The organism is Streptomyces sp. NPDC036984 (assembly GCF_055607665.1).
Map to the genome: position 1 here is coordinate 1 of NZ_JBVJRL010000082.1, position 1,687 is coordinate 1,687.

Sequence of the window (1,687 nt, forward strand, 5' to 3'; positions counted from 1 at the left end):
GTGCGGGTGCGGGTGCGGGTGCGGGTGCGGGTGCGGGTGGGGTTGAGTGGGTGTTGGTTTTGGTGGTGCATCATATTGCGGCTGATGGGGAGTCGATGGGGCCGTTGGGGCGGGATTTGGCGGCGGCGTATGCGGCGCGGGTGGCTGGTGGGGATCCGGTGTGGCCTGAGTTGGGTGCGCAGTATGTGGATTACACGTTGTGGCAGCGGGAGTTGCTGGGGGATGAGGCTGATTCCGCGAGTGTGATGGCGCGGCAGTTGGAGTATTGGCGGGGTGAGTTGGAGGGGTTGGTGCAGCCGTTGGTGTTGCCGTGGGATCGTCCGCGGCCGGCGGTGGCCAGTCATCGGGGTGCGGTGGTGGAGTTCGGGGTGGATGCGGGGTTGATGGCGGGTGTGGAGGGGTTGGCTGCGGGGTGTGGGGTGACGGTGTCGATGGTGTTGCAGGCGGCGTTGGCGGTGTTGTTGCGGGGGTTGGGTGCTGGGGATGACGTGGCGATCGGGTCTCCGATCGCGAATCGGCGTGATGAGGCGTTGGCTGATTTGGTGGGGTTCTTTGTGAATACGTGGGTGTTGCGGGTGGGGATGGAGGGTGAGCCGTCGTTCCGTGAGGTGCTGGCGCAGGTGCGGGAGAAGGCGCTGGCGGCTTATGACCATCAGGATGTGCCGTTCGAGCGGTTGGTGGAGGCGCTGAATCCGGAGCGGTCCACCGCGTATCACCCGTTGTTCCAGGTGATGTTCGCCTGGCAGAACATCAGCCATGGCACGTACGGATTCCCGGGACTCGAGGTCGAATTGCAGACGGTCTCCACGGAGACTGCCAAGTTCGATCTGTACTTCATCATGTCCGACATCCCCGGGCGTGGTGTGGTGGGACATGTCGAATACGCCACTGATCTGTTCGACCGCGCCACAGTGGAAGGTCTCGCGGACCGGTTCCTCCGAACTATCCGGCAGTTGGTGGCCGAGCCCGAGGCTCCGCTCGGCGAGCCCGACGTACGACAGGACACGGCGAAACTCACGGTCGGTGGGATAACGATCGATCCGGCTGAGGTGGAGTCGGTTCTGTGTGCGCATCCCGAAGTGGCGCAGGCGGCGGTGATCACCCATGTGGTGCGTGGCCTTGGCCGCCGGCTGGTGGGCTACGTGGTCCCGGCGGCAACGACGGATGCCGCCGGTCGCGCGGAGGACCTCGTGGCCGGGGTGTCGGTGGGAGAGCTGCGGGCGTTCGCCGCGGAGCGGCTGCCGGAGCACATGGTCCCTGCGGTGTTGATGGTGGTGGACGCACTGCCGCTGACGTCGAGCGGAACGCTGGATCGGGCGGCAATGCCGGAGCCGGTGTACACGGGCGGCGAGTACCGGGCTCCCGAGGGCCCGGTGGAGGAGGCCCTGGCCGAGGTGTTCGCCACGGTGCTGGGCGTCGACCGGGTGGGCGCGGACGACGACTACTTCCTGTTGGGTGGGGACAGTATTCGTTCGATTCAGGTGGTGGCGCAGGCGCGGGCTCGGGGTGTGGTGGTCAGTGCGCGGGAGGTGTTCGAGCAGCGGACGGTGGCGCGGCTGGCCAGCACAGCGAGCTCGAAGAGCGACACGCTCGGCGGGGTGTTGGAGGAGTTGCCGGGTGGGGGTGTGGGGTGGTTGCCGTTGCTGCCGGTGGCGCGGTGGGCGGTGGAGGAACTCGGTACGGCGGG

At 67.1% G+C, this 1,687-nt stretch carries 1 protein-coding gene; it reads left to right on the forward strand.

Annotation, left to right across the window (positions count from 1 at the left end):
* Positions 1-50: 50 nt before the first annotated feature.
* On the forward strand, positions 51-1,687 hold a 1,637-nt coding region (locus ACZ7DL_RS39045; RefSeq protein WP_470781832.1), incomplete at its 3' end, for a condensation domain-containing protein.